The following is a 26,330-nucleotide window of genomic DNA, read 5'->3' on the forward strand; positions in this document are numbered from 1 at the left end:
GGCGCGCTCCTACCGGTCTTGCTTCGGCTGCGGCGTCACGGCCTCGTTGCGGTCGCGCCATGGCGCCGGCGCTGCAGGCCGCAGGCTGGTGTAGGGCGCAATGGTCGACCCATAGCCGACAGGCGCGACCTTCGCCGAGGGATCAGCGGGATCGGCGCCGGCGACTTGCGTCGTTGCCGGCATGCAGCCGGACAGCGCCAGCGCAAGTGCGGCCAGCAACGGCCAATGGAATCGAAAGTGTCGTCCTCGCGCCGTAGATGCGGCGGCGGACGTCGCCACGGAAAGCGTCAGCATGCTTCATCCCTGATCTGAAAGACCACAGGTCCGCGCGCGCAAACGCGCGCTCGGCCCGAAATCGTCGTGTCAGATCAGGCGATGGGAGGGCGGTAGTGCAGGGGCGGCGCCGTGCTGTGCAGGCTGGCCACGATCTCGGGGGCACAGGCGGAGACGGGCTGAACCGGCTTGGCGAAGCCAGGCAGATCGGCCGGCAGCGCGCTGATGCACATCATCGCGCAGCACGGTCCGGCCGTGCCCTTGCCGCCATGATGATGCGAAGAAGCGGGCGCGTCCTGCGCAGCGGCCTGGTGATGCGCGTGTGCCGCCGCGTGATCGTGCGAGCTGCCGTCGTGCATGTGACCGCCCGGCATCTGCTGATGCACCGGTGCGAGATCGGCCAGCAAGGTCTCATCGAGACACGGCGCCGGGCCGCTGCCCCAGGCGAGGCTTGCCGCCGGCGCGAGCACGCAGAACAGATAGGCGAGGGCAATGAAGCGCCCCACCTTGATCCGCATCGATCGTGTCAATCGCAGCAACATTCCGCCGACATGCTTTCGCGCGGCGATTTGCTCACGCGGATTGCAAACTAATGGCAAATCGCGCGTTCGCCAAGCTGCTTCTTACCGCAGTGCACCGCGCATGCCCAATATCGCGCCACGATGCTTGACCCTGTGACGATCCGCGGGCCATGTTCCGCCCCGTGCACGCGCCAAATCACTCCGGACAAACGCCTGGAACATTCAGCCCTGATTCCCGTCAGGCCTGGATACGGCTTGTGCTTGCGCTGGTGATCGGCTCGATCGGTGGAGTCGGCATGTGGGCGATCGTGGTGATGCTTCCCGCGGTGCAGACCGAATTCTCCGCCACCCGCGGCGCGGTGTCGCTGGCCTTCACCCTCATGATGTTCGGCTTCGGGCTCGGCGGCGTGATCGCCGGCAAGATCACCGACCGGTTCGGCATCGTGCCGGCAATGGCGATCAGCATCGCCTTCCTCGGCGTTGCCAATGTGCTCGCGGGGCTGTCCGGACAACTCTGGCAGTTCGTGGCGGCCTATTTTCTGATTGGGCTCGGAACGTCGGCGACCTTCGCGCCACTGATGGCGGAGGCTTCGCACTGGTTCGAGCGCTATCGCGGCCTCGCCGTGACCATCGTCGCGAGCGGCAATTATTTCGCCGGAACGATGTGGCCCCCGATCGTGAACTGGGGCATGCAGGAGGTTGGCTGGCGCTACACTCATATCGGCATCGGGCTCGTCTGCGTCAGCCTGATGACGATCCTCGTGCTGGTCCTGCGCGCGCAGATAGGTCACGACAAGGTCCACGACCACGCCAATGCGCCGCCGCCGCGCGTCGATCTCAGGCTGTCGACCAACACGCTGACGGTGCTGCTCTCGATCGCCAGTATTTCCTGCTGTGTCGCCATGGCGATGCCGCAAGTGCATATCGTCGCCTATTGCGGCGATCTCGGCTACGGCGTGGCGCGCGGCGCCGAGATGCTGTCGCTGATGATGGCCTGCGGCATCGTCAGCCGGATCGGCTCGGGCTTCCTCGCCGACAAGATCGGCGGCATCCGCACGCTGCTGGTGGGATCGCTGGCGCAGGGCTTCGCGCTGGTGTTCTATCTGTTCTTCGACAGCCTCGCCTCGCTCTATCTCATCTCCGCGATGTTCGGCCTGTTCCAGGGCGGCATCGTGCCGAGCTACGCCATCATCGTGCGCGAGGCGATGCCGGCGAGCGAAGCCGCAACGCGCGTCGGCATCGTGATCTTCGCCTCGGTGTTCGGCATGTCCTTCGGCGGCTGGGTGTCGGGCATCATCTTCGATGCGACCGGTTCCTACGCCGCGGCGTTCGCGAACGGTGTGGCGTGGAACGCGCTCAATATCGGCATCGTCCTGACGCTGCTGATCCGCTCGCGGATGAAGTCGGCCAGGACCGGACCGGGCTTTGCAACCTAAGCCGCCTGTCCCGCCTTCAGCAGCGAGCAGCCGGTGATCTTGTAGCTGCCGTCCGCCTGCTGCTCGAGCGTGTACAGGGCTTCCCACGCCTCGCCATTGGCGTCGATGATGTGGACGCGCTGCGCAATCCAGCTGCCTTCGCTCTTGCTGTCTCCGAACTCGAAACTCTTGTGCCGGTAGACCGGCGCATAACCGCTTTGCACCATCGACATGAAGGCGCCAGGTGCGGGGAAGATCTCCTTGATCGCCGGCGCGGCGTGGGAATAGGCCGCGGCCGCATCGTCGCGCGCAAAAGCCTGCTCCTGGGCGCGGATGACGCCCTGTGCCGTCGCGACATCGTCGGCGCGTGCTGAGATAGGGTTGAAGGCAGTAATGAGAGCGACCAGCAAGGCGGCAATGCGCATGACAGGCTCCGCGTTGAAATCCCGGCAATGCTGATCCTAGCATGACCTCAGGGAAATACGGGCGCGCTATCGCTTCCGTTTCACCGCCAGCTTCGCTGGCTTGGCCACGCGCGCCCTGGTCTTGGCAGCGGATTGCACCCGCAGCCCGTCGACGAACACGTCGAGCAGGCGCAGCACCGAGGATTGCCACCCCCGCTGATCGTGCATGTAGCACATCCCGAAAAACGCCCGCAGCAGGTCCTCCGGGCTGATATCGGCGCGCATCTGGCCGGCCGCGACCGCGCGCTCGAGCAGCGAGCCGATCGCCTTGGTCAGCCGGTCCATCGAGAAAACGGCAAGTTCCGACGAGCTCTGATACGCAAGCGCCAGCGCGGCCAACATGCCTTTTTTCGTGGCGACGAACTCGACGGCGGATTGCAGCCAGCGCCGCAGCGCCTCGACCGGATCCTTGGCGCTTCGCAGATGCTCGGCAAGCTCGCTGAGCTGCTCGACCTCGCGCCGATACACGGCCTCGAACAGATCCTCGCGCGTCGGAAAATGCCGATAGAGCGTGCCGATGCCGACGCCGGCGCGCTTGGCCACGGCCTCCAGGCTCGCTTCCGGGCCGCCCGCGTTGAACACGGCCTTGGCGGCTTCGAGCACGCGCTCGCGATTGCGCACGGCATCGGCGCGGGGCTTCCGGGTCTGGTCGCTGTGGTCGTCCATATCGGGCAATGTAGATCACGAATTGGTTAGATTGAACCCTTGTTGAACCCTTGCCGGGCTGCATCGCGTTGGTGGCGCACGGGCTTTTGACAAATTCCAATATTTTTCCACCGGCCCTTGTTAAGCGGAGGGAGCCTCCGTATCTTCGCCTGGGTGTTGGCCGGCTTCTGCCCGCGTCAACGTAGATCGACGGCGGCCACGGCGGTGGCGCGCTGCGCGATCACTCATGTCCAAATCTGATCGGAGCCTTGTATGAACCACTCCATCAGCCTCACCGTGAACGGTGCGCGGCGCGACTTCGTCCTCGACGATCCGCGCGTCACGCTGCTCGATCTCTTGCGTGAGCGCCTCCATCTCACCGGAACCAAGAAGGGATGCGACCGCGGCCAGTGCGGCGCCTGCACCATTCTGGTCGACGGCAAGCGTATCAACTCGTGCCTCGCGCTCGCGATCAGTCATGACGGCGCCGATATCCTCACCATCGAGGGCGTTGCGCGCGGCGACCAGCTGCATCCGGTGCAGGCCGCCTTCATCGCCCATGACGGCTTTCAGTGCGGCTTCTGCACGCCGGGTCAGGTCATGAGCGCGATCGGCATGATGCGTGAAGGCCAGGCCGGCGACGATCCCGAACGCATCCGCGAATGCATGAGCGGCAATCTCTGTCGCTGCGGCGCCTATGCCGGCATCGTCGACGCCGTGCTCGACGCGCAAGGACAGATGGACGAATCCAACCAGAGGCGCCCGGCATGAAACCGTTCGATTATGTCAGGCCCGCCACCGTCACTGAAGCCGTTGCCGCCGCCGCCCAGCCCGGCGCCGTCTATCTCGCCGCCGGCACCAATCTGCTCGATCTGATGAAAGGTGGCGTCAGCCGTCCGGATCGTCTCGTCGACATCACGCACCTCGAAGGGCTCGACGGCATCGAGCGCCTCGCCGACGGCGGCCTGCGCATCGGCGCCCTGGTGAGCAACGCCGATCTCGCGCATGATGCGGACTTCGCGAGGTCCTATCCGGCCGTCGCCGAAGCGCTGCTCTCCGGCGCATCCGCGCAGCTGCGCAATGCCGCGACCGTCGGCGGCAATCTCTTGCAACGGACGCGTTGTGCGTATTTCTACGACACCGCCAGCCGCTGCAACAAGCGCGAGGCCGGCAGCGGCTGCGACGCCCGCGGCGGCGAGAACCGCACCCACGCGGTGCTCGGCTGGAGCGAGAATTGCATCGCCACGCATCCCTCCGATTTCTGCGTGCCGCTGGTCGCGCTCGGTGCGGTCGTCGAGATCGAGGGCCGGGGCGGCCGGCGCGAGATCGGGCTCGACGAACTACATCGCCTGCCCGGCGATACGCCCGAGCGCGAGTCCGCGCTCGAGCCCGGCGATCTCATCGTTGCGGTGCGCCTGCCGCCGGTGGCGCGCGAATTTGCCGCGCATGCGCGCTACCTCAAGGTTCGCGAGCGCACCTCCTACGCCTTCGCGGTGGTCTCGGCCGCGGCTGCGTTGCGGATCGAGAACGGCAGGATTGCCGAAGCGCGGCTTGCGCTCGGCGGCGTCGCCGCAAAGCCCTGGCGTGCCCGCGCTGCGGAGGCCGTTCTCAAGAGCGTCGCGCCCACGGCCGACGCCTTCCAGGAAGCCGCCTGGCGTGCGCTCACCGACGCAAAGCCGTCCGGCGAAAACGCCTTCAAGATCGAGCTCGCGCGCCGCATCGTCGTGCGCGCGCTGACCCTCGCCGCCGCCGGGACGCCCGCGCGCCTGCCCGCCCTGCCGGCCTCTCCCTTTGCCTCGACGTCCGGAGCCATCCATGCCTGAGCTCAATCTCACCAGCGCGCCTGCCCATCTGCGCCACGCCTCGAACATCGGCCAGCCGCTGACCCGCCGTGACGGCGTCCTCAAGGTCACGGGGCAGGCGACCTATGCCGCCGACAATCATCCGCCCGGCATGCTGTTTGCGGTGATCGCGACCTCCAGCATCGCGCGCGGACGTGTGGCGTCGCTCGATGTCGCTGCCGCCAAACGTCATCCCGGCGTCGTCGACGTCATGACGCAGGACCACAAGCCACCGCTCGCCATCGACCCCGAGATCAAGACCAATCCCTTCGTGTTTCGGATGGAGGCTTTGCAGAGCAACGAGGTCCGCTACGCCAATCAGCCGATCGCGGTCGTGATCGCCGAGACGCTTGAAGCCGCGACGGAAGGTGCCGCGCTGCTGGCGCCGCGCTACGAGGCGCAGCCTCCGCTCATCGGCCTCGATGCCGGCGAGAGTTTTGTGCCGCCGGTCGTCGGCGTCGGCAACCCCACCGAAAATCACCGCGGCGATGTCGAGGCGGGCCTTGCCTCGGCCGAGACGCAGATCGACGCGACCTATGAGACGCCGCCGCAATATCACAACGCGATGGAGCCGCATGCGGTCGTGGCTCACTGGGATGGCGACAGGCTGTCCGTGGACATGCCGACCCAGGGCCTGAAGCTGTCGCTCGCGCGCATCGCCGAGCTGTTCGGCATCGCGCACGACAAGATCCACATCCGCAGCCCGTTCCTCGGTGGCGGCTTCGGATCGAAGGGGCTCATGGGCGGTCCGCCGGTCCTCGGCATCATGGCCGCGAAGCTGGTCGGCAAGCCGGTCAAGCTGGTGCTGCGCCGTGAGCAGATGTATGGCCCGGTCGGCCATCGCGCGCCGACCCGTCAGCGCTTGCGCATCGGCGCCGACGGTGAGGGGCGCCTCACCGCGCTCGATCACCATGCGCGAACCGTATCGAGCACGTTCGACGATTTCTACGAGCCGGCGGCCGATGCCTCGCATACGCTCTATGCGGCACCTGCGATCCGCACCTCGCATGACGCCGTGCGGGTCAATACCGGCACGCCGCTGTTCATGCGCGCGCCGGGCGAGGCAACGGGATCGATCGCGCTCGAAAGTGCGATCGACGAGATGGCCTGGGCCTGCGGCATCGATCCGCTCGCCTTCCGCCTGAAGAACTATGCCGAGGTCGAGCCGATCACCGGCAAGCCGTTCTCCTCAAAGGCGCTGCGGGCCTGCTACGATCAGGGCGCGGCGCGCTTCGGCTGGGCGAAGCGTCCGCTGCAGCCGCGGCAGATGCGCGATGATGCCGGCCTGCTGGTCGGCTGGGGCATGGGCACCGCGACCTTCCCGGCACTGATGTTCCAGGCCGAAGCGCGCGCGGCGATCCGACGCGACGGCTCGGGCATGATGGAGATCGGCGCGCACGACATGGGGCAGGGTGCCTGGACGGCGCTGGCGCAGATCGCCGCCGACGCCGTCGGCCTCGATATCGACCGCGTCGCGTTCAAGGCGGGGACATCGGACCTGCCCGATGCCGGCATCGCCGGCGGCTCCGCGCACACCGCGACCGCGGGTGCGGCGATCCACAGCGCTGGCGCGGCCGTGATCGCAAAGCTCGCCGATCTCGCCACCAATGACGAGCGCTCGCCGCTGTTCGGGGCCGGCAATGCCGGCGTGATCGCGCGCGACGGTAGATTGATCCGACGCGACGACGAGAGCCGCGGCGAGAGCTATGCCGAGATCCTGGCGCGCGCCGGCCTCGCCGAGGTCGAGGCGCGCGGCACTGGTGCGCCGAACCCTGCGGCGATGGAGGAATATGCGATGCATGCCCATGGCGCCGTGTTCGCGGAGGTGAAGGTCGATCCCGAGCTCGGCCAGGTCCGCGTCACCCGCATGGTCGGTGCCTTCGCGGCCGGGCGCATCGTCAACCCGCGCATGGTGCAAAGCCAGCTGTTCGGCGGCATGATCTGGGGGATGTCGTTTGCTTTGCACGAGGAGGCCGTCACCGACCGGCGCAGCGGCCGGATCATGAACGCTGATCTCGGCGAGTACCATGTCCCCGTGAGTGCCGACGTGCCGCCGCTCGATGTGATCACGGTCGAGGAGCATGACCCGCATGTCAACGCGCTCGGCATCAAGGGCGTTGGGGAGATCGGCATCACCGGCAGTGCCGGCGCGGTCGCGAACGCCGTCTGGCATGCGACCGGCGTGCGCGTGCGCAAATTCCCGATCCGGATTGAGGAGTTGCTGGCGCAGCGTTGAGGCGGCAGGCGGGCGAGGAATGCTGGCTCCGCAGCGGCCGTTTTCAGTTCATCATCCTGCGGAGAGCCTTGATCTGCTCTCTCTGCGCTTCGATGTGTTTTGCGATGGCCTTGCGCAGCTCGCGCGAACGGAGCTTATCCGTGTCGCGCAGGACTTCGTCGAGCGCAGCTTCCGCATTGACAAGAGTGATCTTCATGTGCGGGCCTCTGTTACGAAGCGGCCCCGGAATACCCTGGAGTCCGGGGCCATAACCTCAGCACCTCTAAGCCAGGCTGCTCGGCTACGGTTCGTAATATATAGCGGTCTGGCGCACAGAAATTGAGATGGCTCAACCACCGTAAGATACCGGTGGCCGCCCGTAACCTTTCGGATGCGACTGTTCGCAATTCAGAACGTCGGCGGCGTGCAGGCCGAGATCACTTCGCACGGCTTGCCGCCGACGCAGCGGAATCGATGCGGGCGGCGGCTCTCGAAATAATAGGCATCGCCCGGATTGAGGATGCGCCGTTCGTCCTCGACGGTGACTTCGAGCTTGCCCGAGATTACGATGCCGCCTTCCTCGCCGTCGTGGACGAGATGGACGCGTCCGGTGTCGCTGCCGGGCTCGTAGCGTTCTTTCAAGATCTGCAGGCTGCGACCGAACAGATTGTCGCCGACCTGCCGGTACGAGATCGGCTTCTTGCCGACTTCGGTCAGCTCCTCGGCGCGGTAGAAGATCTTGCGCCTGGACTCCGGCTCCAGCGCGAAAAACTCGGCGAGCCCCATCGGGATGCCGTCGAGGATGCGCTTGAGCGCGCCGACCGAGGGGTTCATCTGGTTGGATTCGATCAGCGAAATCGTCGAATTGGTGACCCCGGCACGCTTGGCCAGCTCGCGCTGCGACAGCTTGTGGCGCGCCCGGATGAATCGCAGCCGTCCACCGATGTCGACGCTCATGGCCCAGGTCCTGTGTTGCAGGTGTTGCGGATCGCGCAAATATGGCCCGGCGGCCCCAGCTAAATCAATGGCTTGCAGGTCACCAGAAAAGGACTTGTTGCGCATTCCAAGCCGTGGCTCTGCTAGAGGGTCAGCAAAGGAGCGCGGCCGTGACCCTTCATCAGATTCCGAACACTATCAAGACCGACTCGTTCTGGATGCCGTTCACGGCCAACCGGCAGTTCAAGAAGGCGCCGCGCCTGTTCTCCTCGGCCGAGGGCATGCATTACACCACCGTGGACGGCCGCAAGGTGATCGACGGCTCCGCCGGTCTCTGGTGCGTCAATGCCGGCCACGGCCGCAAGCAGATCGCCGCCGCAGTCGAGCGCCAGCTGATGACGCTGGACTTCGCGCCGTCGTTCCAGATGGGCCATCCGCTGGCGTTCGACTTCGCCGAGCGGCTCGCCGAGATCGCGCCGAAGGGCCTCGACCGCATCTTCTTCACCAATTCCGGCTCCGAATCGGTCGACACCGCGCTGAAAATCGCGCTCGCCTATCACCGCGCCAACGGCCAGGCGAGCCGCACCCGCCTGATCGGCCGTGAGCGCGGCTATCACGGCGTCGGCTTCGGCGGCACCTCGGTCGGCGGCATGGTCGCCAACCGCCGCGCCTTCGCGACGCTGCTGCCGGGCGTCGACCACATCCGCCATACCCACGATCTCACCCGCAACGCCTTCGCCAAGGACCAACCGGAGCATGGCGCCGAGCTCGCCGACGATCTCGAGCGGCTGGTGGCTCTGCACGGCGCCGAGACGATCGCCGCCGTCATCGTCGAGCCGGTGCCGGGCTCGACCGCGGTGCTGCCGCCGCCGAAGGGCTACCTGCAGCGCCTGCGCGAGATCTGCGACAAGCACGGCATCCTCCTGATCTTCGACGAGGTCATCACCGGCTTCGGCCGTCTCGGCACGCCGTTCGCCGCAAACTTCTTCGGCGTCACGCCTGATATGATGACGACCGCCAAGGGCATCACCAACGGCACCATTCCCTGCGGCGCGGTGTTCGCGCATCGCAAGGTGCATGACGCCATGATGATCGGCCCGGAAAACGTCATGGAGCTGTTCCACGGCTACACCTATTCGGCGCATCCGACGGCCTGCGCCGCCGGCATCGCGACGCTCGACATCTACAAGGACGAGGGCCTGCTCACGCGCGGTGCGTCGATCGCCGAATACTGGCGCGACGCGCTGCATTCGCTGAAAGGCCTGCCCAACGTCATCGACATCCGCAATTGCGGGCTGATGGGCGCCGTCGAGCTGTCGCCGCGCGACGGCGCGGTCGGTGCGCGTGGCTACGACGTCATGGTCGACTGCTTCAATCGCGGGCTGTACTTCCGCATGAGCGGCGACTCCTTTGCGCTGTCGCCCCCGCTCATCGTCGAGAAGAGCCACATCGACGATATCGTCGCGATCCTTGGTGACGCCATCAAGCGGGTGGCCTGATAATTGCTCTCGCCGTTGCGAGTTGTTTCCTTGCAGCGGCGAGCGTGATGCCGCGGGAGTTTGACCAAGCGTGAAAGTTCTGATCCTCGGCAGCGGTGTCATCGGTGTCACCTCTGCCTACTACCTTGCGCGTGCCGGCCACGAGGTCACGGTCGTCGACCGTCAGCCTGAGCCGGCGCTGGAGACCTCTTTCGCCAACGCCGGCGAAGTGTCGCCCGGCTATTCCTCGCCCTGGGCCGGCCCCGGCGTGCCGGTGAAGGCGGTCAAGTGGCTGCTGATGAAGCACGGCCCGCTCGTGATCCGGCCGAAGCTCGATCCGGTGATGTGGGTCTGGCTGCTCAAGATGCTGCGCAACTGCACCAGCGCACGTTACGCGGTCAACAAGAGCCGGATGATCCCGATCGCGGAGTACAGCCGCGATTCCCTGCGCGATCTGCGCCGCGACATCGGCATCCAGTATGATGAGCGCTCGCAAGGCACGCTGCAGCTGTTCCGTTACCAGGCCCAGCTCGACGGCACCGCTGAGGACATCGCCGTGCTCAAGCAATACGGCGTGCCGTTCGAGGTGCTGAGCCGCGAGGGCTGCATCGCGGTCGAGCCGGCGCTCGCAGGCGTGAAGGAAAAGTTCGTCGGCGGGCTTCGCCTGCCGCAGGACGAGACCGGCGACTGCCACATGTTCACGCAGGCGCTGGCCAAGCATGCCGAGGCGCTCGGCGTGCGTTTCATGTTCAACACCGGCATCGACCGCATCATCACCGACGGCGCGCGCGTCAGCGGTGTTGTGACCAGTGCCGGCACATTGCAGGCCGACGCTTACGTCCTCGCGCTCGGAAGCTGGTCGTCGCGGCTCGCCGCGCCGCTCGGCATTTCCCTGCCGGTCTATCCGGTGAAGGGCTATTCGATCACGGTGCCGATCAAGGACGCCGCAGGCGCGCCGGAATCGACCGTGATGGATGAGAGCTACAAGGTCGCGATCACGCGGCTCGGCAATCGAATCCGCGTCGGCGGCACCGCCGAAATCTCGGGCTATTCGGACAAGCTCTACGATGCGCGCCGCGCTACGCTCGATCATTCGCTGACCGATCTGTTCCCGCGCGGCGGCGATCTCGCCAAGGCGACGTTCTGGAGCGGTCTGCGTCCGATGACGCCGGATGGCCCGCCGGTGATCGGCCCGACGCAATACGCCAATCTCCACCTCAACACCGGCCACGGCACGCTCGGCTGGACCATGTCCTGCGGCTCCGGGCGCGTGCTCGCAGACATGCTGTCGGGCAAGAAGCCGGACATCGATGTGAGTGCGCTGACGGTGGAGCGGTATCAGCACCGGTTCGGCTGAGTGTCGGTCGATCATTATCGACAGCGATGGCGATATTGAAGCCCACGACGTTTCGCGAATAAACAAGAGTGGGGCACATTTCGAGTTCAATGTACATCGTGACTCGATTTCGAGGGTCTTTGATGATCCTACTTTCAAGAAGTTGAACCAGACGGAACGGGTACCCCAAAAATGTTCCGAGTGTCCGGTCTACAATATCTGCAGGTCGGGCTTTGTACCCCACCGCTACTCGAGGGAAAATGGTTATAACAATCCAAGTATATACTGCGAAGTTCTGTTCAACTTGATCTATCATATTTACTTCAAGCTGCTAACTGACGGTTGCTCTCCCACGGTCCACGATGCTCCGCATTCACAGCCTCAGTGGGCCTAGGAGAGGGGGCTGCTACACCGCTATGAAGTCTGTCGCATGATCTATGCGATGCAGTTCCCTGTGAGCGCCTTGCTTGATCGTAAGCTCGGCTAGCCCGTCACGCAGTTCACCCACAGCACCACAGCCTTCGCATCCTCGGCCGGATTTGAAAACCGGTGCGGCCTTCGGCTGGCAAAGCGAAAGCTGTCGCCGGTCTTCAGCGACCATGTCTCGCTGTCCACCGTCAGCATCATCTCGCCCTCGAGCACGAGGCCGGCCTCTTCGCCGTCATGGGTGTAGAGCTCGTCGCCGGTGGAGCCGCCGGGCTCCAGATGCACCAGGAAGAGATTGAGCTTGTTGTCAGCGCTGGCCGGGCTCAGCAATTGCTTGGAGACGCCGGTGCGCCAGAGCTTCAGCTCGGGCCGCTGCAGCCCACGCGTCACCACCTGATCGGAGGTGCCGTCGGCGCTCGGGCTTGCGCCGAACAGTGCGGCGATGCCGACGCCGAGCACGTCGGCGAGCGTCGCCAGCACGCGCAGCGATGGTGACGACAGGCCGCGCTCGATCTGGCTGAGAAAGCCGATCGACAGTGAGGTGCGCGCCGCGACCGTCTCCAGCGAGAATTGCCTGACGCGCCTGAGATCCCGGATGCGGCGGCCGACCGCGACGTCCATCGCAGGCTCCGCCGGCTTGGTGACGGCTTTGGGCTTCACCCGCTTCGCCGGCTTGGTTGCCGCCGGTTTGCGCATTCGTTTGCCACCGCTCACGTCAAACCGCTTCCTTCATGTGCATGAAAACCACTTGCATCATCAGCGAAAGTGTGACCAAATTTTCATATTGGTGAAAATAGGCCGAAACGGCTCGACTCGCAACACCCGCGAGCGCCGCCATCGGCCAGCCCCAAAGGAGGATGCGATGAAGCGTTTTGGTCTGGCCGCGGTCGCGGCGCTCGCACTGGCAGCCGTAACGCCCGCTTCGGCGCAGCAGGTGCTGAAGGTCGGCTCGACCCCGACAGGCATTCCCTTCACCTTCCTCGACACCAAGACCAACACCATCCAGGGCATCATGGTCGATCTCGTCACCGAAGTGGGCAAGGATGCCGGCTTCAACGTGCAGATCGAGCCGATGCAGTTTTCGGCACTGATCCCGTCGCTGACCTCGAGCAAGATCGACATCATCGCCGCCGCGATGTTCATCACCGCGCCGCGCAAGGAGGTCGTCGACTTCTCCGATCCGATCTACACCTATGGCGAAGGCCTCGTCGTGCCGAAGAGCGACACCAAGGCCTATGCCACGCAAGAGGATCTGAAGGGCGAGACGGTCGGCGCCCAGGTCGGCACCGCCTTCGTCGACGCGCTGAAGAAGTCTGGCCTGTTCGCGGACGTCAAGGCCTACGACACCATTCCGGACATCCTGCGCGACGTGAACACCGGCCGCCTCAAGGCCGGCTACGCCGATTATCCGATCCTCGCCTATAACCTGAAGCAGGGCGGCTTCCCCGAAGTGCGCCTCGTTGACGGCTACAAGCCCGTCACCGTCGGCTCGGTCGGCATCGGCGTACGCAAGGGCGAGGCCGCGCTGCTCGGCAGGATCAACGCTTCGCTGGCGAAGCTGAAGGCCAATGGCACCATCGACAAGATCCTCGACAAATGGGGCCTCAAGGCTCAGGGCTGATCGATAAGTTCGGATCGATGAAGGCTCTTTTGTGAAGGCTTGCCGATGAAAGGCTTCTGGCACGACGCCGCCGAGTTCTTCCCGATCCTGATGAACGGCGTCGTGTTGACGATCGTCGTCACCATCGGCTCGCTGCTGCTCTCGACGGTGCTCGGCCTGATCTGGGCGATGATGCGGGTCTCCGGCATCAAGGCGCTGTCGATGATCAGCGCCAGCCTGATCAACGTGATCCGCGGCATCCCGATCATCGTCCTCTTGTTCTATCTCTACTTCGTGATGCCCGATCTCGGCGTCACGCTGTCGGCCTTGCAGGCGGCGATCCTCGGGCTCGGCATCGCCTATTCGGCCTATCAGGCGGAAAATTTCCGCGCCGGCATCGAGGCGATCGACAAGGGCCAGATCGAGGCGGCGCAGTCGATCGGCATGGGCTGGTGGCTCACCATGCGCCGCGTGGTGCTGCCGCAAGCCGTGCGCATCGTGCTGCCGCCTTACGGCAACGTCATGATCATGATGCTGAAGGATTCCTCGCAGGCCTCGACCATCACGGTCGCCGAGCTCGCACTGCAGGGCAAGCTGATCGCGTCCTCGACCTTCAAGAACACCAGCGTGTTCACGCTTGTTGCGCTGATGTACCTCACCATGAGCATCCCGCTGATCCTGCTGGTCCGTCACTTCGAGAAGCGGGCCGGCAAGCGATGATCGAACTGAGCGACGTCCACAAGAGCTTTGGCGAGAACGAGGTGCTCAAGGGCATCACGGCCTCGGTGCAGAAGGGCGAGGTGGTCTGCATCGTCGGTCCCTCCGGCTCCGGCAAGTCCACCATCCTGCGCTGTATCAACGGGCTCGAGAGCTACGACCGCGGCGAGATCAGCGTCGAGGGGCTCAAGGTCGACCGCGACGCGCCGTCGATCGTGAACATCCGCACCCAGGTCTCGATGGTGTTCCAGCGCTTCAATTTGTTTCCGCATCGCACCGCGCTTGAGAACGTCATCGAAGGACCGCTCTATGTGAAGAAGGAATCGCGCGCGCAGGCGCTCGATCGCGGCCGCGCGCTGCTCGCCCAGGTCGGGCTTGCCGAGAAGGCCGATGCGCATCCGCCGCAACTCTCCGGCGGCCAGCAGCAGCGCGTCGCGATCGCGCGGGCCCTCGCCATGCAGCCCAAGGCGATCCTGTTCGACGAGCCGACCTCGGCACTCGATCCTGAACTGGTCGGCGATGTCCTCGGCGTGATGCGCAAGCTCGCCGACGACGGCATGACCATGGTGGTCGTCACCCACGAGATGGGCTTTGCCCGCGACGTTGCCGACCGCGTGCTGTTCATTGACGGCGGTGTCATCGTCGAGCAGGGGCCGGCCAAGGCGCTGCTCAACCAACCCCAGCATCCGCGCACGCAGGATTTCTTGCGGCGTGTGCTGCATCCGCTCTGACCGGACTTCGCCATGCCTGCGCGCCTGCCTCTGCCGCCCTCGCTCTATGCCGACACCGCCGTCGCGCCGGTTGCCACGCCGCCGCTCGATACGGGCAAGAATGTTTCGGTCGCGATCATTGGCGGTGGTTACACCGGCCTGTCCACCGCGTTGCATCTGGCGGAGCAGGGTGTCGAGGCGCTGGTGCTGGAGGCGCAGGAGCCGGGCTGGGGCGCGTCCGGAAACAATGGCGGCCACACCAATCCCGGTCTGAAGCACGATCCTGATCAGATCGAGGCCGATTTCGGCGCTGACCTCGGCCGCCGCATGATCGCGTTCTCCTACGGCACCACCAACTTCACCCATGACCTGATCCGCCGTTACCAGATCCCCTGCGAGGCGCGGCAGAACGGCACGCTGCGTGCGGCCTATAACGCGACCAGCGCCGCGGCGATCGAGACGACGGCGCAGCAATGCATCCGCCGCGGCATGCCGGTGACATATCTGAACCGCGAGCAGCTGCGCGAGATGACCGGCACCGACCGCTACATCGGCGCCATGCTGGATGCGCGCGGCGGCGATCTGCATCCCCTCAGCTACGCCCGTGGTCTCGCACGCGCCGCGATCTCGGCCGGCGCGAAGGTGCATGGCGAGACGCCGGCGCTGTCACTGCGCCGCGATGGCAGAAGCTGGCGCATCGAGACGCCGCGGGCGGTGGTTCATGCCGACAAGGTCCTGCTCGCCACCAACGGTTTTACCGGGGATCTCTGGCCCGCGCTCCGCCGCACCATCGTGCCGGTGTTCTCGTCGATCGCGGCCACGGCGCCGCTCTCCGATGCGGTGGCCCGCTCGATCATGCCGACGCGGTCCGTGTTGTACGAGAGCGGCCACATCACCGTCTATTACCGCATCGACCAGCACAACCGCCTGCTAATGGGCGGCCGCGGCCCGATGCGCTGGATCAAGTCGCCGCACGACGTCGCCTATCTCATGCGCTATGCCGAGCGGCTGTGGCCGCAATTGAAAGGCGTTGCCTGGACTCACGGCTGGAATAGCCGTCTCGCCATCACCGGGGATCACTATCCCCATGTGCATGAGCCTGCCGAAGGCATCCTGATCTCGCTCGGCTGCAACGGCCGCGGCGTCGCGCTCGCGACCGCGATGGGGGCGCAGCTCGCCCGCCGGCTGATCGGCGGCGCCAAGGCCGAGATCGACATGCCCATCACGGGCATCAAGCCGATCCCGATGCACGCCTTCTGGCCGGTGGGTGTGACGACCGCGGTGATTGCGGGCCGCATACGGGACCGGCTCGGCATGTGAAGAAGGCGTCGCCCGGTCAGGAGCGGCGCCTTGCATCATTGGCAGATATCCGACTTCAGCAGCGGCCTTGTTTCCACAGGCCGGGCGGGCACCCGTGACCGCGCCAGCCGACCTTGCGTCCGCGCGACCATCCCGGCGGTGAGCCGTGGTGATGATGGCCCATCGAATGACCATGACCATGGCCGTGCCCATGTCCGCCTCCATGTCCGCCACCATGCCCGCCCTTGGCCAGGGCAGGACTGGTGAATGTGAGGCCGGCTGCAAGGATCAGCGACGCGGCGAGCGCAAGTTTCTTCATCATGTCCTCCACTGGGGCGAGCGCATTTGTCCGTTCAATCAATGAACGACGGGTAGGTAAGTTCCCTGCGAATGTGGAGGAGTCGTGACGCTCGCGGAGATGCGCGATGGCGCATCGAATCAACGCAAGCTGGCGCAGTCTGGCACTGATCTGCGCGTCGAACGTGCCCCGGACGCTGCGCAGCAGCGTAAGAACGCTGCAGCGCGTCCGGGACACGAGAGAGGCTCGCGTCGTGGCCGCGTGGGCGCGATGACCCGTTGAAGCAGTTGCGCGTCCTGCTAGCGCCCGCTTCTTATTCGACGAACGCTCAGGCTTCTGCCACCGCCTCGGCCCAGGGCTGAAAGATCTCGACCGCGCCGGAATTCGTGTCGCCCTCGCGCATCACCACGCTCGGGCAGGCGAATTTTTGCGGCAAAGCCTGCACGCGGGTCTCTTCATAGTCGAAGCGCGAGCCCAGCGTCTTGCGCACGTCCTCAGGCAAGCGAGCATCGCCGATCACCACCGCGCCCTCGCTGGCGTCGATGCGCGGCTGGTGGATGGCGGCATCGAGGTCCATGCCGAAGTCCATCGCGAACGACACGAGCTGCATCACCGACGGCAGGATGCGGCGGCCGCCTGAGGCGCCGACCGCGAGCCGCTTGCCGTCCCTGGTCTCGGCGATGACGGGCGTGTAGTTGCAGAGGCAGCGCTTGCCGGGCGCGAGCGAATTGGTGGTGCCCGGTGTCGGATCGAACCACATGATGCCGTTGTTCATGGCGATGCCGGTGTGCGGCGTCACATATCTCGAGCCAAAGGACGAGAGCAGCGTCTGCGTCACCGCGGCGATGTTGCCGTGTCGGTCGACCACGGAGAAATGCGTGGTGCAGGCGGGCGCCAGATATTCCGCACCGAGCGAGCGTTTGCCGTCGGCATCGCCCATGTCCTTGAGCCGCTCGCGGAAGGCCGCTTGCAGAGCGAGCGCATATTCGACATAGGCGGCTGCGTCCGGCGCGCTTGCCGGCTTCAGGCTCTGCTGCAACAGGCGCAGCGCGTGCGCCATGGTGGGCCCGGCCGTGAGCTCTGGCGTCGCGTACACCTTGCCGCCGCGATACGGGATCGCCAGCGGCTCGCGCAGATGCGCGCGGAAGGCGGCGAGGTCCTCGACCGACAGCGAACCGCCATCGGCCTTGATGTCGGAGGCGATGCTCCTGGCGAGATCGCCCTGGTAGAAATCGCGCGGTCCGGCCTCGGCGAGATGCGACAGCGTCGCCTTCAGCGTGTCCTGCGGCAGCCGCGTCTCGGCCTTGATGCCCCATGGCGCGCTCGGCGGCAGCCCATCCTTCAGGAACGCCGTTGCGCTCGCGGGATAGCGCCTGAGATCGGCGGCCGAGCCCGAGATCGTCACCGTGGTCCACCAATCGACCAGCAGGCCTTCGCCGGCGAGCCTGGCTGCCGGCGCGACCAGATCCTTCCACGGCATTCTGGCGTAACGGCGATGCGCCTCTTCCATCCCGGCGACGACGCCGGGCACGGCGATCGACCCGGGGCCGTGGATGTTGCGATCGTCCTTCACCCGCGGCCAGGGAAAGAGATCGGACGCCGCGCCTTCGCCGCTGAGCGGATAGTCGGCAACGCGCAGGCTCTGCGGCGCGCACATGCCGTAGTCGATCACCTCAAAGCGATTTTCCTTGGCGCGGTAGAGCACCATCGCACCGCCGCCGCCGATGCCGCTATTCCAGGGCTCCAGCACATTCAGCGCCATGGTGGTCGCCACAATCGCGTCCACGCAGTCACCGCCCGCCGCCAGCACCTGCGCCCCGACTTCGGCCGCTCGCCGCGATTGCGAGGCGACGATGCCGCCCTTGGAGGTGACGGCGGGTTTGCGGACGGTTTGGTTGAGGCTGAACTGATGAGGCATGATGTCGTCTTGATCTCTGTTGTTCTGGCGCCAGCTGTGCTGGCGCGGAAGCTCGGCATTGGCGGCGCATGCGAAGGATGGCACATTGCCACCAACGAGAAAATCCAAAGGGAGACGCGACATGGCTGGTGTGAAACAGACGCGGGATGGCGCGGTCGGGATCCTGACGCTGGACGAGCCGGCGAGCCTGAACGCGATGACGCCGGACCTGCTCGGCGCGCTCGCCACCGCCATCGGCGAGATGGCGCAGGACGAGGGTATTCGAGCCCTGATCCTCACTGGCGCGGGGCGCGGTTTTTGCTCAGGACAGAATTTGAAGGCGTCGGAAGCGCTGGGTGAGGATCTTGCTGCCGGCGTCATGCGCCTCTACTGGCCCGCCTTCAAGGCGCTGCGCGAATGCCGCGTGCCCGTCGTCGTCGCCGTCAATGGCGTCGCGGCCGGCGGCGGCTTCAGCCTGGCGATGGCCGGCGACATGATCGTGGCGGCGCGGTCGGCGAGCTTCATCCAGGTGTTCAGCCGCATCGCGCTGGTGCCGGACCTCGGCTCGACCTGGCTGTTGCCGCGGCTGATCGGCCGCCAGCGCGCCCTCGAGCTGATGCTGCTGAACGAGCCGCTGACGGCCGAACGGGCCCAGGAGATCGGCCTGGTGCGGCTGGTCGTGGACGACGCGAAGCTGATGGACGAGGCGCTGATTCTGGCGCGCCGTCTGGCGGAGGGCCCGACACGCGCTTTGGTGGCAACGCGCCTGCTCGTCGAGGAGAGCGAGCAGGCGACCTACGAGGCGCAGTTCCGCCGCGAGATCGAGCTCCAGGCGGTGGTTCGCAAGAGCGCGGACGCGATCGAGGGGCGCAATGCCTTCGTTGAGAAGCGCAAGGCTACGTTTACCGGGAGGTGAGGTAGGGACCGCTTGCCCTACTCGTCATGCCCAGGCATAGCCGTCCGAAGGACGGCGTCGCTTACGCTCGCCTATGTCCGGCATCCACGTCTTTGACCCACGTCCAAAAACGTAGATGGCCGGGACAAGCCCGGCCATGACGAAGGAGAGACGGAGTTGGAAGCGGCGAGGCCGTAGCGCTCAGAGCGAGCGGTTCAGCCGGCTGCCCTGATACTTGGCGCGCCATTTGGGGCCCGGCCCGCGCATGTAGTGCAACTCGGGGCGGTAGGGGTCGCCCGCGACCCTGATCAGCGTCTGCCATTTGGCGGCGACGAAGTTCACGGGCTGGCGGAACAGGCTCAGTGAAGCGAGCAACATGACATCACCTCAATGCGGCTTGCCGAGCATGGCGGTGAAAGGAAGATCGAACAGATCCTCGCCGTCGGAGCCGCTGACATGGATCACCCAATCGCGCCAGTCTTCAGCGCCGGGCGTCTGGATCATCGAATTCATGATCTGGGAGGCACGGTCGCGCGCCTCCGTGAGATTGGAGACGGCGGCGCCGTAGCGGTCGATCAGCGTGCCCTCGGTGTTGGAGCAGTGAAAATAGACCTGGACCATATGCGCCTCCTGGCGGAGCAACTTGGATGGCAAATCGATACCACCCGAAGCCTTCGCGAAACATTCGGGTCGAGCCCGGTAAGGGAATCTACGGATATTGGTCGGCTCAGAGGTCGTTACAGGTTTAATCACAGGCGAGTGATGTTCGGCTGGACGGCGTTCGGACGGCATGAAACAGCTTTTTCGGGGGAAATCTGGGGGGCCGCCGTGAGCTACTTCACATCCAGGCGTGAACGCCGAAGCCTGCGCGCGTGTGCGGGGGTGTTGGCGGCCCTGCTTGGGCTCATCTCGGCGGCGTCATCGGAGCCGCTCCGCCGCAGCGGCTATGCGATCGGCGCGGAAACCTGCGGCAATGGCGATCTCGCTTTTCCCAGGATCCAGATCGACATGAAGGCCGGATTTTGCGCCGGGCTCGTCGCCAGCGAAGAGGATGGCCTGAAATTCCCGCGCGCGATCGTCCAGCTGCCGGGCCGGGAGCTGTTCGTGGTGGCCGACATGGGTGGCTGGGGCCACACCGACGGACGGCTGTTGCTGCTCGATCCGCGCGCGGCCCAGGGCCAGCGGTTCAGGGAGCTCCTGGCGGGAATCGAATATCCGTTCGGCCTCGCCATCGGTCCGGACAGGAAGCTCTACGCCTCGACCGCCGAGACCATCTTCCGGTTCGATCCCATCGCCGACAATCCGCGCGGCACGGTCGAGACCATCATCCGTCATATGCCGGGCCGCCGGATCACGCTTCCCGACGGCACAAGGCTCCAGGAGAGCGCGCATCCGCTCAAGCAGTTTGTCTTCGACTGGAACGGACGGCTATTCGTCAATGTCGGCTCGCACAGCGACGACTGCATCACGCCGGCGCCAATCACAAAGCCTTGCGCGGCGGCCGAGGGCGCTTTCGCGATGGCAGCAATCTGGCTGTTCACGCCGCCCCCGGGTGGTGTCTTCCCGGCGCTGAAGCCCGGCGATGCCGATCCGCCGCACACCGTCTATGCGCGAGGCTTGCGCAATTCGATGGCGCTGGCGCTGCATCCGAAGTTTCCCGAGGCCGGCTACGCCTTCCTGCAGGGCGAGAACAGCCGCGACTTGCCCGACATCTTCAAGCCGAACGAGGAGATCAACGCGATCGAGCAGGGCAGGCACTATGGCTGGCCCTATTGCTACGATCTGTCGACGCCGAGCCCGGAATTCAGGAACGTGCTGCAAGGCGGGCTCTACAAATCGCTCTGCACGGCCAACGCGCTCTACAAGCCGCCGCTCTCGCTGATGCCGCCGCACGGCGCGCCGCTCGCGATGCTCTATTATCATGGCAGCAAATTTCCGGAGCTGGAGGGCAAGCTGCTGGTCGGCCTCCACGGATATCGTCCGACCGGAAGCCGCGTCCTCGTCTACGACGTCGACGATCGCGGCTTCCCCAAGCCTTCCCCCGCGCCGGTGCGCTACCACGTCAGTTGCGCCGCGGATCCGGTGCGCAGTTTTCAGTCCGACGCCGGCGAGGTCGCCGCCGCGCCGTTCGACGAGCTGATCGCAGGCTGGCACCGCGTCAACGGCGCGCGGCCGCAAGGTGCGCCGGTCGGCATGACGGTCGCGGAAGACGGCGCGATCTGGCTGGTCGAGGACAAGAACCAGACGGTGATCCGGATCGATCGTGCCGCGGGTGATCCGCCGCCACCGCTGCCGTGCGACATGCGCAGCCAGGCGATGATCGACCAGCTCGCGGCCTTCGTCGCCAGGGATGCGCAGAACAGCGCCCGGCTGACCACGCTGCGCAAAGGCCTCGTCGAGAAGCATTGCGTCGGCTGCCATTCCGATTTCGGCTTGAAGGGCGGCCAATCGGAGGCGGAGAAGGATGCAACGGTGCTCCGCTTCATGCTTTCGCAGGACGGCTGGATCTATCCCGGCGATCCCGACGCCGGCAAGCTGCGCACGCGGCTCCGCGGTCTCGGCGCGGAGAAGCTGATGCCGCCGGGCGGCGAGAGCCTGCCGAAGACCGAGCCCGGCTACAAACGTCTGCTGGACACGGCGGATCTGCTCGTCGCGACAATGGTTCCGGGTACGCGGATGCGGATCAAGCCGGGCCCGCCGCAGCGCAAGTTCTTTGGCAAAACCAGCAAGGAATGCGGCGAAATACCGGCCGGAAAGGTCGTTGTCGTGACACAAAGGAGCGCTGTAGACAAACCCGGCTTCAGCCGATTCTTCCGGCCGGCCGATCCCTATTTGAATGGCGAGTGCACCGACGGCGATGGCTATTACATCCGGCAGGAATTTCTGGTGCCTGTGCAGTAGCGTCCTACTCGCCGTCGCGGCTGCGTCCGCCCATGCGGAAACGAAGCTGTTCGAGAGTGCGCAGGTGACGCCTCCCGGCGAATACACCTTCGGCATCGAGGGTCCGGCGGCTGACCTCGAGGGCAATTTGTTCGTGGTCAATCTCGGCAGGCCCGGCACCATCGGCCGGCTGCCCGCCGGCGGCACCGCGTCGGAGCCGTTCACGGCGCTGCCCGATGGCAGTGTCGGCAACGCCATCCGCTTCGACCGGAGCGGCACCATGTTCATCGCCGACTACAAGAAGCACAACATCTTCGCGATTGCGAAGGGGACGACCGAGCCGGGCATCTGGTTTCACTCCGACGAGATGAACCAGCCCAACGACATCACGATCGCCCGCGAGGGCACGATCTATGCGAGCGATCCGAACTGGAAGGGCCGGGAAGGCCATATCTGGCGGATTACGAAAGCCGCCGACGGCACGGTGCAGGGACAGATCATGTCGGCGCCGCGCGCGATGGGCACCACCAACGGCATCGATCTCAGCCCTGACGGCAAGACGCTCTATGTCGGCGAATCCAGCAGCGGCCAGATCTGGTCCTATGCGATCAACGGCAACGAGCTGACGGCTGCCAAACTCGTCAAGGCGTTTCAGCCCGACACCGTCGACGGACTGCGCACCGACGTTGCCGGCCGGCTCTATGTCGCGCGCATTCTCAAGGGCACGATTGCGCTGATGAAGCCGAACGGCGCGGTCGAGCGGGAGATCGCGCTGAAGGCCAAGGAGCCGACCAACCTCGCCTTCGGCGGCAGCGACGGCAAGACCGTCTTCGTCACCCAGCGTCAGGGCGGCTTCATCGAGTCCTTCCGCACCGATCAGCCGGGCCGCGAGCACTGCCTGCAGCGCGGGCGCTGCTGAGCGCCGATTGCGATCTGCTTCCGCCGCAGGGCGAGACGGCATTCTTCTTGCTTGCATCTGGCCGCCGCAGCGATCAAGACGTCTGTGGCGCCGCCTCAACAGCGTTTTCGAGCGAAGTGGATACCGGTTCGCGTGAAGAAAACGCGTCAAGACCAGAGCATGCAAGCACGGAGTGTTTGAGTGAAAGCCGTCCATACCGAACTGCACCGCAGCCACGATCCGCAATTCTTCCTGGTTCGCGGTGTCGTCAAGCGCACCACCGAGCAGCCGGAGCGCGCCGACCGCCTGCTGAAGGGGTTGAAGGACGGCAAGCACCAGCTGGTCGAGCCGACCACATTCGGACAGGGCCCTCGCGCGCGCATTCACAGTCCGGAATATCTGTCGTTCCTGAGCGAAGCCTGGGACGCCTGGACCGCGCTTGGCGATTCCGGTCCGGAGATGATCGGCAACATCCATCCGGTGCGCCACGCTGCGACCTATCCGACCCACATCGTCGGCAAGCTCGGCTGGCACACCGCCGACACCGCGGCGCCGATCGGTCCGGGCACCTGGGCGGCGGCCTGTGCCGCAACCGACGTTGCGGTCACCGCCGCGCAGATGGTGATGGACGGTGAGGATGCGACCTATGCGCTCTGCCGTCCGCCCGGTCATCACGCCTATCGCGACATGGCCGGCGGCTTCTGCTTTCTCAACAACAGCGCGATCGCCGCCGCGCATCTGCGGCAGAAGCACGAGCGCGTCGTGATCCTCGACGTCGACGTCCATCACGGCAACGGCACGCAAGGCATCTTCTACGCCCGGCCCGACGTCTACACGGTGTCGATCCACGCCGATCCCATTGCCTACTATCCCTATGTGTGGGGCTATGCCCATGAGCGCGGCGAGGGGCCCGGCCTCGGCACCAATCTCAACATCCCGCTCGCCATCGGCACCGGCGATGACGGCTACATCCAGGCGATGGACGTCGCGCGCAAGGCGATCGAGTCCTTTGCCCCCGGTGCCCTCGTCATCGCGCTCGGCCTCGATGCCTCCGAGCACGATCCGCTCAAGGGATTGGCCGTCACCACGCCCGGCTTCCGCCGCATCGGCCAGGCCATCGCCAGGATGGGCCTGCCGACCGTGTTCGTGCAGGAGGGCGGTTATCTCTCGGATATTCTGGGCGCGAACCTGACCTCGGTGCTGGCCGGATTTGAAGAGGCGCGGTGAGGGATCTTCACCTCTTCCCGCGTTGGTCGTCATGCCCGGGCTTGTCCCGGGCATCCACGTTCTTCGAGCGTGGAGCAAGGCGTGGATGGCGGGACAAGCCCGGCCATGACGGCGAGAGTGATCTAAAACATCCCGCTCGCCGCGAGCGCCTTGCAGACGTGCTGCATCTCGGTCTCGTCGGCGACCATGTCGAGCATAACGGTGGTCAGGCCCTTGGCCGCAAAGTCCTTCAGCTTCGCGCCGATCTCCTGGTAGCTGCCGACGAGATAGGGACAGTCGGCCTGGAAGGTCAGGAACGGTAGTAGCCAATAGCCATTGTCCCCGAGCTCGCCGCTCTGGCCGGCATAGAGATGCCGCTTCCACACGGAATCGGTGTTCTCCATGGTGAGCACGAGAAGCTCGCGATCGTCAGGGTTGTCGCGGAAACGCAGTTTTGCGGCCTGCCGCGCCTCCTCGCGTCCCTCGCGGGCGAAGATGCCGAAATTCATGCCGGGCGCGTCAAGGCCGCGATCGAGATCCGGCGGCAGCATCTGCATCTTGATGCAGCCGGTCTCCTTCGCCACGCGCTGGGCCGCCTCGGATTGCCCCGCGATCAGGAATTCGGGCATCAGCTCCGCCGGCAGGCGCGGGCGAAGCTGCAGATGGTGCGCACGGTAGAAGCGGCCCGCGAAATTCACCGGTCGCGGGCTCGCCAGCAACTGCCGCATCAGCCCCACGAATTCTCCGAGCCTGATATAGCGGTCGGCATGCGACTGGTCGTCGCCGAGCCCCTGCAAGTCGCTGACCGCCGTCCCCGTGATCATGTTGAGATAGACCTTGCGGCCGTGAAGCTGCGCCAGGGAGGAGACGAATTTCGCCGCGGTGAACGGGTGCATGTAGACCGGATTGACGGCGATCAGCGGCGAAGAGCGCGTCGTCGCAGCCATGATGTGCTGGGCCATCGCCCAGGGCTCGACGAACACGTCGTTGCCTTCGAACAGCAAAATGCCTTCGAAGCCGTTGCGGTCGGCGAACTCAGCCACCCGCATCAGCTCGCCGATATATTTCTGGGGGTCGCGGTTGCGCGAAATCGCGGGAAAGACGCGCAGCCGCGGCGGCGTCATTCAGCCGCTTCCTGGAGCGGCCAGGCATTGCGGCTGATGGGAAGGCCACCGTTCGCACGGGAGCCGTCGGCGATCGCGAGGCGATGCGAGGGCGAGGGCGAGCACAGCGAGAAGCGCCAGCCGTCGGGATCGTCGGCGATATCGGGCTTGAAGCTGATCTCGATGGCCTCGCGCGAGACCTGCATCGCGAAAGCGTCGAGCGGCAGATTGAGCCCAAAGCCCCTGGCCTTCAGATAGGCCTCCTTGAGCGTCCAATAGTCGAAGAAGCGCTCGGTCGCCGCGGGCTCCGGCAGTCCGCGCAGCGTTTCGACCTCCTCCGGCGCAAAGAAGCGAAGCGCGGTGGACAGCGGCGCCACCCGCCGCGACACGGTTTCGACGTCGACGCCGACGGACTCATGCCTCGACACCACGCAGGCGACGCAGCCGTCGGCATGAGACAGGCTGAAATGCAGCGCGCTCGAGGTCGCGGGCGCTGCGACAAACGGCCGCCCATAGCGGCCGGCTGCAAAGGACCAGTCGGACGGCGCGACGTTGGAGGCGATCTGCGACAGCGCCAGGCGCAGCATCGCATGCGCGAAAATATATTGCCGTCGGTGCCGCTCGAACATGAAGCGATCGGCCCGGACCCGTTCGTCGACCGAGAGCAGCCGTCGGCACGCCTCGACCGCGCCCGGTGCGTCAATGGACTCGATCAGTCCGACAAAGAGTTCAATTCTGTCGTCCGCCATCAATTGGGCCTTTTGCGTCAGGCCGAGGGATGATCCCCGGTCCCGACGGAAGAAACAACTGAGCAAGAATCAATCAAGCGGACCGCTTCTAGCGGTCCACCCGGGCGAATTCTTGTCGATTTGCAGGCCGGTTTACAGGCGCAAGCTTGTGCGAGACCTTAACTCGACACGCGAGCGGCCCATCCCCGAAAAGCGAAGCTTGAAGATTCGTACGGCGTCCCGGCCGACGAATCTTACCTCTTCTTCTTCTTGGCTTTCTTCGAGCCGCCAAGCACCGAAAGGCTGGCGTCGACGTCCTTCAGCGCGGATTGGAGTTTCTTCTTCTCGGCACCGAGCAGCTTCTGGAGGGCCTTGCGGTCCTTGTCGCTCAACGAGGTACCCTTGGTAAATTTGATGAAACCCATAACACTCCCCCGGTTGAAAATAATCGTCCAAATCAAAACGCCGGAATAATCTTGCGCGACGACGCCAAATAATCAAGATGCAACTTGGTCATGCACAGCTTTGACGAGTGAACCCGTATTCGTC

General features: G+C 65.4%; 28 protein-coding genes. 14 read left to right on the forward strand and 14 right to left on the reverse strand.

Annotated features, from left to right (window positions below):
- Nucleotides 1-9: 9 nt before the first annotated feature.
- Both XI04_RS26325 and XI04_RS26330 read right to left on the reverse strand, forming a co-directional pair.
- Complete coding sequence (locus XI04_RS26325) at nt 10-294, reverse strand: hypothetical protein (RefSeq protein ID WP_028142204.1); 285 nt, start codon at nt 292-294, stop codon at nt 10-12.
- A 74-nt stretch (nt 295-368) separates the two neighbouring features.
- Nucleotides 369-791: a hypothetical protein gene (locus tag XI04_RS26330; protein WP_244429174.1), complete on the reverse strand. Its 423-nt coding sequence runs from the start codon at nt 789-791 to the stop codon at nt 369-371.
- 173 nt (nt 792-964) lie between these two features.
- Here XI04_RS26330 and XI04_RS26335 point away from each other — a divergent pair, with 173 nt between their 5' ends.
- On the forward strand, nt 965-2,230 hold the full coding sequence (locus tag XI04_RS26335; RefSeq protein ID WP_097668792.1) for an MFS transporter: 1,266 nt from the start codon (nt 965-967) through the stop codon (nt 2,228-2,230).
- Here XI04_RS26335 and XI04_RS26340 read toward each other — a convergent pair.
- Together XI04_RS26340 and XI04_RS26345 are read right to left on the reverse strand one after the other, a co-directional pair.
- On the reverse strand, nt 2,227-2,634 hold the full coding sequence (locus tag XI04_RS26340) for a DUF4864 domain-containing protein (protein ID WP_271608360.1): 408 nt from the start codon (nt 2,632-2,634) through the stop codon (nt 2,227-2,229). The genes XI04_RS26335 and XI04_RS26340 overlap by 4 nt on opposite strands.
- 66 nt (nt 2,635-2,700) lie before the next feature.
- Nucleotides 2,701-3,339: a TetR/AcrR family transcriptional regulator gene (locus XI04_RS26345; RefSeq protein ID WP_271608361.1), complete on the reverse strand. Its 639-nt coding sequence runs from the start codon at nt 3,337-3,339 to the stop codon at nt 2,701-2,703.
- 252 nt (nt 3,340-3,591) lie between these two features.
- Here XI04_RS26345 and XI04_RS26350 point away from each other — a divergent pair, with 252 nt between their 5' ends.
- From XI04_RS26350 to XI04_RS26360, 3 genes are read left to right on the forward strand one after another with little or no spacing between them, the layout of a single operon-like run.
- Complete coding sequence (locus tag XI04_RS26350) at nt 3,592-4,089, forward strand: (2Fe-2S)-binding protein (RefSeq protein ID WP_038972077.1); 498 nt, start codon at nt 3,592-3,594, stop codon at nt 4,087-4,089.
- Entirely contained in the window at nt 4,086-5,141 is a 1,056-nt protein-coding gene (locus XI04_RS26355) for an FAD binding domain-containing protein (protein ID WP_271623801.1), read from the forward strand. The genes XI04_RS26350 and XI04_RS26355 overlap by 4 nt, the downstream gene beginning before the upstream one ends.
- Nucleotides 5,134-7,395: a xanthine dehydrogenase family protein molybdopterin-binding subunit gene (locus tag XI04_RS26360; RefSeq protein WP_271608363.1), complete on the forward strand. Its 2,262-nt coding sequence runs from the start codon at nt 5,134-5,136 to the stop codon at nt 7,393-7,395. Before XI04_RS26355 ends, XI04_RS26360 begins: the two co-directional genes overlap by 8 nt.
- Before the next feature lie 43 nt (nt 7,396-7,438).
- On the opposite strand, the gene XI04_RS26365 is transcribed toward XI04_RS26360, so the two are convergent.
- Both XI04_RS26365 and XI04_RS26370 read right to left on the reverse strand, forming a co-directional pair.
- Entirely contained in the window at nt 7,439-7,591 is a 153-nt protein-coding gene (locus tag XI04_RS26365) for a hypothetical protein (protein ID WP_271608364.1), read from the reverse strand.
- Between the two features lie 191 nt (nt 7,592-7,782).
- On the reverse strand, nt 7,783-8,331 hold the full coding sequence (locus XI04_RS26370) for a cupin domain-containing protein (RefSeq protein ID WP_018646206.1): 549 nt from the start codon (nt 8,329-8,331) through the stop codon (nt 7,783-7,785).
- Between the two features lie 149 nt (nt 8,332-8,480).
- Between XI04_RS26370 and XI04_RS26375 the strand changes: the two genes are divergently transcribed.
- Both XI04_RS26375 and XI04_RS26380 read left to right on the forward strand, forming a co-directional pair.
- Nucleotides 8,481-9,809: an aspartate aminotransferase family protein gene (locus XI04_RS26375; protein ID WP_212251037.1), complete on the forward strand. Its 1,329-nt coding sequence runs from the start codon at nt 8,481-8,483 to the stop codon at nt 9,807-9,809.
- A gap of 70 nt (nt 9,810-9,879) precedes the next feature.
- Nucleotides 9,880-11,145, forward strand: a complete 1,266-nt coding sequence (locus XI04_RS26380) for a D-amino acid dehydrogenase (RefSeq protein WP_038972072.1) — start codon at nt 9,880-9,882, stop codon at nt 11,143-11,145.
- Between the two features lie 462 nt (nt 11,146-11,607).
- Here the strand turns inward: XI04_RS26380 and XI04_RS26385 are convergent, their stop codons facing one another.
- Nucleotides 11,608-12,246 carry a helix-turn-helix domain-containing protein gene (locus XI04_RS26385; RefSeq protein ID WP_038974372.1) on the reverse strand — a complete coding sequence of 213 codons (639 nt, stop codon included), beginning with the start codon at nt 12,244-12,246 and terminating at the stop codon, nt 11,608-11,610.
- Between the two features lie 166 nt (nt 12,247-12,412).
- Between XI04_RS26385 and XI04_RS26390 the strand changes: the two genes are divergently transcribed.
- Genes XI04_RS26390 through XI04_RS26405 form a run of 4 tightly spaced genes read left to right on the forward strand, consistent with a single transcriptional unit; the run spans nt 12,413 to nt 15,897 of the window.
- Nucleotides 12,413-13,171, forward strand: a complete 759-nt coding sequence (locus tag XI04_RS26390) for an ABC transporter substrate-binding protein (protein ID WP_212476358.1) — start codon at nt 12,413-12,415, stop codon at nt 13,169-13,171.
- A 45-nt stretch (nt 13,172-13,216) separates the two neighbouring features.
- Nucleotides 13,217-13,870, forward strand: coding sequence for an amino acid ABC transporter permease (locus XI04_RS26395; RefSeq protein ID WP_028142217.1), 654 nt, complete (start codon nt 13,217-13,219; stop codon nt 13,868-13,870).
- Nucleotides 13,867-14,598 carry an amino acid ABC transporter ATP-binding protein gene (locus tag XI04_RS26400; RefSeq protein ID WP_095425573.1) on the forward strand — a complete coding sequence of 244 codons (732 nt, stop codon included), beginning with the start codon at nt 13,867-13,869 and terminating at the stop codon, nt 14,596-14,598. Before XI04_RS26395 ends, XI04_RS26400 begins: the two co-directional genes overlap by 4 nt.
- Nucleotides 14,599-14,610: 12 nt before the next feature.
- Complete coding sequence (locus XI04_RS26405; RefSeq protein ID WP_212476360.1) at nt 14,611-15,897, forward strand: NAD(P)/FAD-dependent oxidoreductase; 1,287 nt, start codon at nt 14,611-14,613, stop codon at nt 15,895-15,897.
- Nucleotides 15,898-15,952: 55 nt separating this feature from the next.
- On the opposite strand, the gene XI04_RS26410 is transcribed toward XI04_RS26405, so the two are convergent.
- Together XI04_RS26410 and XI04_RS26415 are read right to left on the reverse strand one after the other, a co-directional pair.
- Nucleotides 15,953-16,411, reverse strand: a complete 459-nt coding sequence (locus tag XI04_RS26410; RefSeq protein WP_212476362.1) for a hypothetical protein — start codon at nt 16,409-16,411, stop codon at nt 15,953-15,955.
- A gap of 91 nt (nt 16,412-16,502) precedes the next feature.
- Nucleotides 16,503-18,092 (reverse strand): gamma-glutamyltransferase family protein, encoded by a 1,590-nt coding sequence (locus XI04_RS26415; RefSeq protein ID WP_212476364.1) that lies wholly within the window; start codon nt 18,090-18,092, stop codon nt 16,503-16,505.
- A 121-nt stretch (nt 18,093-18,213) separates the two neighbouring features.
- Between XI04_RS26415 and XI04_RS26420 the strand changes: the two genes are divergently transcribed.
- Nucleotides 18,214-18,987 carry an enoyl-CoA hydratase-related protein gene (locus tag XI04_RS26420; RefSeq protein ID WP_212476366.1) on the forward strand — a complete coding sequence of 258 codons (774 nt, stop codon included), beginning with the start codon at nt 18,214-18,216 and terminating at the stop codon, nt 18,985-18,987.
- Between the two features lie 180 nt (nt 18,988-19,167).
- On the opposite strand, the gene XI04_RS26425 is transcribed toward XI04_RS26420, so the two are convergent.
- Nucleotides 19,168-19,344, reverse strand: a complete 177-nt coding sequence (locus XI04_RS26425) for a hypothetical protein (protein ID WP_162832249.1) — start codon at nt 19,342-19,344, stop codon at nt 19,168-19,170.
- Nucleotides 19,345-19,353: 9 nt separating this feature from the next.
- Nucleotides 19,354-19,587 carry a DUF6894 family protein gene (locus XI04_RS26430; RefSeq protein ID WP_018316955.1) on the reverse strand — a complete coding sequence of 78 codons (234 nt, stop codon included), beginning with the start codon at nt 19,585-19,587 and terminating at the stop codon, nt 19,354-19,356.
- 261 nt (nt 19,588-19,848) lie between these two features.
- Between XI04_RS26430 and XI04_RS26435 the strand changes: the two genes are divergently transcribed.
- The 3 genes from XI04_RS26435 (at nt 19,849) to XI04_RS26445 (ending at nt 23,971) form a co-directional block, all read left to right on the forward strand.
- Complete coding sequence (locus tag XI04_RS26435) at nt 19,849-21,867, forward strand: PQQ-dependent sugar dehydrogenase (RefSeq protein ID WP_404536981.1); 2,019 nt, start codon at nt 19,849-19,851, stop codon at nt 21,865-21,867.
- Nucleotides 21,824-22,765: an SMP-30/gluconolactonase/LRE family protein gene (locus tag XI04_RS26440; protein WP_271591673.1), complete on the forward strand. Its 942-nt coding sequence runs from the start codon at nt 21,824-21,826 to the stop codon at nt 22,763-22,765. Before XI04_RS26435 ends, XI04_RS26440 begins: the two co-directional genes overlap by 44 nt.
- A gap of 180 nt (nt 22,766-22,945) precedes the next feature.
- A complete protein-coding gene (locus XI04_RS26445; RefSeq protein WP_028142225.1) occupies nt 22,946-23,971 on the forward strand; it encodes a histone deacetylase family protein in 1,026 nt (341 codons plus the stop codon).
- Nucleotides 23,972-24,093: 122 nt separating this feature from the next.
- Here the strand turns inward: XI04_RS26445 and XI04_RS26450 are convergent, their stop codons facing one another.
- The 3 genes from XI04_RS26450 to XI04_RS26460 form a co-directional block, all read right to left on the reverse strand.
- Nucleotides 24,094-25,074 carry an LLM class flavin-dependent oxidoreductase gene (locus XI04_RS26450; protein ID WP_271611435.1) on the reverse strand — a complete coding sequence of 327 codons (981 nt, stop codon included), beginning with the start codon at nt 25,072-25,074 and terminating at the stop codon, nt 24,094-24,096.
- Complete coding sequence (locus XI04_RS26455) at nt 25,071-25,802, reverse strand: 4'-phosphopantetheinyl transferase family protein (protein WP_028142226.1); 732 nt, start codon at nt 25,800-25,802, stop codon at nt 25,071-25,073. Before XI04_RS26455 ends, XI04_RS26450 begins: the two co-directional genes overlap by 4 nt.
- Before the next feature lie 233 nt (nt 25,803-26,035).
- Nucleotides 26,036-26,206, reverse strand: a complete 171-nt coding sequence (locus XI04_RS26460; protein ID WP_162832248.1) for a hypothetical protein — start codon at nt 26,204-26,206, stop codon at nt 26,036-26,038.
- Nucleotides 26,207-26,330: the final 124 nt, after the last annotated feature.

Source organism: Bradyrhizobium sp. CCBAU 11430 (assembly GCF_028128855.1).
Classification (GTDB): domain Bacteria; phylum Pseudomonadota; class Alphaproteobacteria; order Rhizobiales; family Xanthobacteraceae; genus Bradyrhizobium; species Bradyrhizobium ottawaense.